Genomic DNA, 6,000 nt, shown 5'->3' with positions numbered 1-6,000 from the left:
TAGCAAATTTCATTGCTGTTGGCGCGCCAACTGATATCGGCACCGTTCAAAGTCACTCTGCCGGGGCGGGTGAGCTCCATCTGGCCCTTACCTTGGGTATTGACCACAAACAGTCGGCCGGGATGGCCGTCGAAGTCGATGCGAAACGCCAGGCGTTCACTGTTGTTGTCCCATGCCAGACCTTCCAGCCAGCCGTACGGCGATGCAGCTTGCTCACGCCAGGCTTTATCTTCAAGTACGCGGTTTTGCTTGTCAGTGGTGTTGAACACTTCTACCCGCGACCAGCCCTCCAGGTAGACGAGTTCATTATCTTCTGTGGTGATACGGGCGATTTGCTTGCCATCGGGGCTGACACTGAAATCCCACACCACCTTGTCGTCGTCCAGCAGCAGCTCCTGGCGGAAGTTTTGTAAATCCAATCTGTACAGTGGGTTGGTATCGCGTTTTCCGTGGCCGTATTGAGGGGCACTGTGACTGGCACGCATGCCAGCCCAGGTGTCCTTATCTTTGGATTCTTTATTGGCAAGAAAGTAGAGCGCCGAACCATCTTTGGACAGCTCAAATGCATTAATGCCTTCCTGTTCCCGGGTCATCGGAACGGCTTCACCGCCGCCCCTGGCGATACGAAAAATCTGTGGTTTGCCGTTGTAGGGGGCCTTCTCATCACGCTTTTCTGTGCCAATAAAGTAAATGAAGCGCCCGTCCGGACTCCAGGCCGGTTGTGATTCGCTTTCATTGGTGAAGGTGAGGCGGACGGGAGTGCGGCTTTTCAAATCAATCTGCCATAAATCGGCCTGACTCTTGTCGAGTTCTTTATCCCAGCGGTTTTCGAGCCAGAGTGCATGGTTGCCGTCTGGGCTTATCACTACAGAGCTCATGTTGGCTATGCTGAAAAAATCGTCGGCTGTGATTGAGTGGGATGGCGCAGCCATGGCCGCAGGCGTGGCCAGCAAGCCGGCCAGAAACAGATGTTGGTAACGCGGTGACATCAACAATTCCCCCATGGTCGAAAGTGACAATCACCTTAACGGCTTGATTATAAAAACACCATGAAAAAGCTTACTTTTTTTCCTCTTTTATCAGCTGTTGCAGATAAGCGAGTTCATCGGCGCTCAGTAATTGACTGCTGGCTTTCTGGCTGACTTTGGGGGGGAGTGCCAGTTGGCCGCGAAGGTAGGCTGCACGGGTAATCTGGTGTAACCCATAAAAAGCCAACAGGTACAGGCTGAGCAGCAGCACCATTCTGGGGAACATGATCATCAACTCACTGGCACCATCACCAAAATAGATGGGGAACAGCGTCAGGCTGACCCGCAGCAGCCAGTTCAACATCAGTGCCAGACACAGGGTCATTAACCAGCGAAAACGCAGATCCTGCAGATTTTCTTCATGAGCTCTGGCGCCGCGACTCCTGTGGGCAAGCAGTAGTTTGAAAATGAGGATGAAGTAGATACAGGTCTGGAAAAACAACAGCAGGGTGATGATTGTCGTAAACGGCGTGTAGTCGGCAACAGAAAGGCGCTCGTTTGTGCCGGGAAGGAGCAACCCCGGTTTGTTCAGTTGATCAACCATAACTCCGATGGCCACAAGCGGCGCGGGCAAATAGTGGTAGCCAAAGGAGCCGGTGTGTTTACCCAATGCCTGATAGCAGTACTGATACAGGAGTGGCATCAGCAAAAAATAACCGGGAATAAACAGGCTGTAGATGAGTGGCATTGGCAGGGAGACAGTGTCTCGTGTCAGCAGGCCGGTAAAGAAAGTCAGCGACAGCAGCGAGAATATGCCCGCCAACAGCTTTTGATTTCCCGAGCGTGACCGATACAGGTAGCGTAAATAAAGCCCGAGTCCAAGGCAGTGTAGGCCGCCAAGAAGCGATAGCCACTTAAAGGATTGCTCCAGAAACGCTGTCATGGGCAGCTGTCATCCCGCTGTATAAAATCCGAATGTTTTCTGTTTTAGCCCATGTGTGGCTTCGTGGCAATCCTGCCTTAATCGGATACCTGTTTCTGTAATCGCTGGTGGCGGTTTGATAGATTCTTGGGTGGTTTATCCGGCGCGGCTTTACGTTCCAGCAACAGATGGCGAATCGCCAGAATGGGGTGGGGCAACAACATCCGTGGGCCGGCATAACGCATGATCACCCGGGCCTGCTCTCTTTGTGCCGGCTTATAGCAATGAACCGGGCATTTGTTGCAGGTGGGCTTTTCCTGGCCGTAAGGGCAGCGATCCAGTCGGGTTTTGGCATAGTCAAGAAACTCGAGGCACTCGGAACAGGTGGCCTTGGTACCATGATGATCCCGACAATAGATGGCGACCATGGCGCTGATAGTAGCAAACTCGCGGCCAAGATTTCCGCTTAAGGTGATGGACTCGGTCATGGCAAATACCCAAGCAATTTACTTGGTTTTATCTTAGCCGCCAGGATAGCCGAACTCAAAAGACGATATTCAAATCATGAAGGTGCGCACAAAATGTGACAGACAAAAGGTGCCTTATTTTTGATATCAGACAAGGTCAAAAGGGCATAAATACTTGATTTGAACTGGTGAAATGCTTTAAAAATAACCACTGCGCCCGGTATGGTTTTCAGCCGGAATTGGGGAAAGGTGGCAAAGCAGCCACGATATACAGGATACAAAACATGAAAATAGTCGCACTCATCCTGCTGGTGCTGGTTGGCGTCTTCCTTTATAACCGCGCCAAACGCCTGGCCAATGAGGAGCAACAGCCACGCCGGGACAGTTCCGAAGACGGCAACACAATGACATCTGCGCCCAAGGTGTCTGACACAAATGAGATTGAGGCTGAAAAGGCCGCTGTGCCGGTTTCCAGTGAAACAGTTGAAGAAATCGTCGACAAGAAAGCGTTGCAGTCTGAGGCAGATGAAGCCGCGGTGGTCGCTGCACCACAATCTGTGGAGGTAGAGCCTGCCACTGAGGCCGCTTCAGTTGAGGCTGACACTGATGCAGATGTTTCCGCTAAAACGGAAGCGGTTTGTGAAATTGAGACTCTTGTTGGCGTTGTTGCACGGGAGGAAGCTGCAGAGAAAGCCCGCGCAGGCCTTGCTCTTCCCGATTTTGCCGGAGAAGTGTTGACCAGGGCTGTGAGTGATTACAATGGCTCAAGTACCGCAGAGCTTAAACATCAAAGCCTGTTGATTGCCATTAATGAATGTTACAAACAGCGTAAAGATGCCGGGCATCTTGCTTACGGTGCTTCGCTTGCCCAGCACTATGCCAAACTGGCCATTGAGGTGCTGGGGATGGGCAAACCTTTAAAAGGTATAGGCTTTATGCAACTGGCAACCCTGCAAACCGACAATGGTGAGTTTAACAGTGCCATTGAATTGTGCCGTCAGGCGCTGGAACACGGTCTGTCCGATGGTACTGTGACTGGTTTTGAGGGGCGTATTGCCCGTATCGAAAAGGCCCGTGATAAGGCGGCAGGCTAGTCAGCACGCTTTTGGGCGGGATAAAATAAAGGCGGTGCAGCGGGCACCGCTTTTTTTATTGGGAGATGTTCTTGAAGTTGCTCACCCTGTGTTTATTACTTGCCATGGTTGGCGCTTGTTCCCGCACGGAACAATGGGTTCTTACGTATCGCACTCAAGCCAAAAGTACTCCCTGGCAGTATGCTGACATAGCTGGCTACTATGAGTCAGCGGAGCAATGCCAGACCAAGGGGGCTGGGTTGTTGCGACTGGGCAACAATAAAGGTCAATTTCAGTGTGGCCAGCAGTGTGAAGCTGAAAACGGCCAACTGAGTTGTGCCGTGATATTGCCATCATCTTCCTCCTCAGCAGTACGGCAAACGCCATGAATATCTCGCAGATCAGTCTTGATAAAGAGGCCATCAGTCTGGCCATTCGCGGTGATATTGATTACGACCGTTTTGACGAATTTGCTGAACCACTGGCCGCTGCGCTCGATTGCCGGGTGCTGGAAAGGCAGTGGGGCGCTGATCGCCACCAATGGCTGCTCGACTTTGAAGGCTGCCGTCTGTGGCTGAATTTTGAGTTTTATGGTGATGTGGCATGGCTTGCCAGTGACCGCGAAGAAGATTTTGAAGTGCTGGCGTTTCTGGCGGGACTTCTGCGTCCTTTGGTAAAGGAAGAGACCCTATGAGTGCGGCATTTCATTTTCATGCGCTGACGCCAGACACCATTCTTGATGCCATTGAATCAGTTGGTATTTATCCTGAAACCGGTCTGATGCCGCTGAATAGTTTCGAGAACCGGGTGTATCAGTTCCGCTGCGATCGTGGCAACCGTTACGTAACCAAGTTTTACCGTCCCGAACGTTGGAGCGATGAGCAAATCCGTGAAGAGCACAGATTCGCCTTTGAACTGGCCGACGCCGAAATACCGCTGGCGGCTCCTGTGGTGTTGGATGGCGAGAGTCTGTTTCAATTCAGCGGTTTTCGCTTTGCGTTGTTTCCCTCCATTGGTGGTCGTGCATTTGAAATGGACAACCTTGACCAGCTGGAGGCCGTCGGCCACTTTATTGGCCGCTTACATCAGGTTGGCAAGGGCGGGCAGTTTATTGCCCGTGAGACACTGACGGCGGCCATGGCTGCCGAGGCGCTGGCCGAACTGCTGGCATCTACCCATGTGCCAGAGGCTCTGCACCGTGATTTTGCGGCTGCGGGTCAGGCGCTGGCCAATGCCATCGAGCAGGCCTGGATTAGTACCACCAGCTTGCGACTGCATGGGGACCTGCATCCGGGTAACATACTGTGGACGCCTGATGGTCCGGGTTTTGTGGATCTGGATGATGCCAGCTGCGGTCCGGCGGTACAGGATTTGTGGATGATGCTGGCCGGGGATGACCATGAGCGGCGGATTCAGCTCGATACCCTGCTGGGTGCCTACGAAGAGTTTTGCGACTTCGATATGAAGGAGCTGGCACTGATAGAGCCGCTGCGGGGCTTGAGGATGCTCAGGCATATGGCCTGGATTAGCCGTCGCTGGCAGGATCCTGCATTTCCGATGCATTTCCCCTGGTTTGCCGATGAAGCTTACTGGCAACGGCAAATTCGCGATATGCAGGCTCAGGTGGTGCAGATAACCCAGCCGCCACTGCGTCTGCAGCCTTTTTGATGTGTTTTGTAACACAAAGTTGAACTCTGTGCTTGAGATGGCATCAAAAAGCGTATTAGTTTAGGCTTCGAAAACCGATTTGGTCCGCAGGACCCGCAAACCAAGGATATCAGATGAAAAAAGCGCTTTTGATGGCTGCCGCCCTGCTGGCAATGCCTTTTATGTCTCAGGCCGCCGATTACAAAGAAGGTGTGCATTATGAAATTATTAACGAAGGTCCCGGCAGCGCCAAGCCTGAGGTGACAGAGTTTTTCTCTTTCTACTGCCCTCACTGCTACAACTTCTCCAAGACTGTGGTTCCTATGATTGAAGAGAAAATCCCGGAGGGGGTTACTTTTAATCAGACACACGTTGATTTTATTGGTCGTGAAATGGGTGTGGAAATGTCCCGCGCCTTTGCTGTGGCACATCAACTGAACGTAGAAAAGAAAATTGAACAGGCGCTGTTTGCCGCCATTCATGATAAGAAGCAGCGTTTCGTCAGCCGTGACGATGTGCGTGCATTGTTCATTGCCAATGGTGTTGAGGGCAAGGATTTTGATTCAGCCGCCAATTCATTTATGGTCAATGCCCAGATGAACAAAATGAAGCGTGATACCCAAAATGCCAAGCTGTCGGGCGTGCCTGCACTGGTCGTAAACGGTAAATACCGGGTGATGAATGACAACATCAAGAGTTATGATGAGATGTTGGATATTGCGTTTTACCTGTCTACCAAAAAAGATTGATAGCGTCCCAAATCAGCCAAAAGCGCCTTCATGGCGCTTTTTTGTTTTACCGGGGCAAAAAAAAACCGTACTCCCTGGTCGCAAGAAGCACGGTGTAGAGCCATTCGGCTCAGTTTTACCCTGAGTAACCCTGTAAATGTAGCAAGCTGTCATAATCTTGGCAAGCGCCGACAA

Annotated in this window: 6 protein-coding genes and 1 pseudogene; 4 read left to right on the top strand and 3 right to left on the bottom strand. The window is 51.7% G+C overall.

Annotation, left to right across the window (positions count from 1 at the left end):
- The 3 genes and pseudogenes from ABYK60_RS14315 to ABYK60_RS14305 all read right to left on the bottom strand — a co-directional run.
- Positions 1–989 (bottom strand): annotated as a pseudogene (locus tag ABYK60_RS14315) (S9 family peptidase); the annotation flags it as partial.
- Between the two features lie 70 nt (positions 990–1,059).
- Complete coding sequence (locus ABYK60_RS14310) at positions 1,060–1,911, bottom strand: hypothetical protein (RefSeq protein WP_372872700.1); 852 nt, start codon at positions 1,909–1,911, stop codon at positions 1,060–1,062.
- Positions 1,912–1,988: 77 nt separating this feature from the next.
- On the bottom strand, positions 1,989–2,378 hold the full coding sequence (locus ABYK60_RS14305) for a nitrous oxide-stimulated promoter family protein (protein ID WP_372872699.1): 390 nt from the start codon (positions 2,376–2,378) through the stop codon (positions 1,989–1,991).
- Positions 2,379–2,641: 263 nt separating this feature from the next.
- Here ABYK60_RS14305 and ABYK60_RS14300 point away from each other — a divergent pair, with 263 nt between their 5' ends.
- The 4 genes from ABYK60_RS14300 (at position 2,642) to ABYK60_RS14285 (ending at position 5,826) form a co-directional block, all read left to right on the top strand.
- Positions 2,642–3,451 (top strand): hypothetical protein, encoded by an 810-nt coding sequence (locus tag ABYK60_RS14300; protein WP_372872698.1) that lies wholly within the window; start codon positions 2,642–2,644, stop codon positions 3,449–3,451.
- Between the two features lie 364 nt (positions 3,452–3,815).
- Positions 3,816–4,124, top strand: a complete 309-nt coding sequence (locus tag ABYK60_RS14295; RefSeq protein WP_372872697.1) for a DUF3630 family protein — start codon at positions 3,816–3,818, stop codon at positions 4,122–4,124.
- A complete protein-coding gene (locus ABYK60_RS14290) occupies positions 4,121–5,098 on the top strand; it encodes a serine/threonine protein kinase (RefSeq protein WP_372872696.1) in 978 nt (325 codons plus the stop codon). Before ABYK60_RS14295 ends, ABYK60_RS14290 begins: the two co-directional genes overlap by 4 nt.
- Positions 5,099–5,211: 113 nt before the next feature.
- Positions 5,212–5,826 carry a thiol:disulfide interchange protein DsbA/DsbL gene (locus ABYK60_RS14285; protein WP_372872695.1) on the top strand — a complete coding sequence of 205 codons (615 nt, stop codon included), beginning with the start codon at positions 5,212–5,214 and terminating at the stop codon, positions 5,824–5,826.
- Positions 5,827–6,000: the final 174 nt, after the last annotated feature.

Origin of the sequence: Shewanella sp. (assembly GCF_041630135.1) — a bacterium.
In the GTDB taxonomy this organism is placed as follows: Bacteria; Pseudomonadota; Gammaproteobacteria; order Enterobacterales; family Shewanellaceae; genus Shewanella.
This window is presented reverse-complemented; position numbering and strand designations above follow the sequence as displayed.

Bases quoted from the DNA above. Each gene is read 5' to 3' on its own strand.
- ABYK60_RS14310 (WP_372872700.1), bottom strand. From the start codon at position 1,911: ATGACAGCGTTTCTGGAGCAATCCTTTAAGTGGCTATCGCTTCTTGGC.
- ABYK60_RS14305 (WP_372872699.1), bottom strand. From the start codon at position 2,378: ATGACCGAGTCCATCACCTTAAGCGGAAATCTTGGCCGCGAGTTTGCT.
- ABYK60_RS14300 (WP_372872698.1), top strand. From the start codon at position 2,642: ATGAAAATAGTCGCACTCATCCTGCTGGTGCTGGTTGGCGTCTTCCTT.
- ABYK60_RS14295 (WP_372872697.1), top strand. From the start codon at position 3,816: ATGAATATCTCGCAGATCAGTCTTGATAAAGAGGCCATCAGTCTGGCC.
- ABYK60_RS14290 (WP_372872696.1), top strand. From the start codon at position 4,121: ATGAGTGCGGCATTTCATTTTCATGCGCTGACGCCAGACACCATTCTT.
- ABYK60_RS14285 (WP_372872695.1), top strand. From the start codon at position 5,212: ATGAAAAAAGCGCTTTTGATGGCTGCCGCCCTGCTGGCAATGCCTTTT.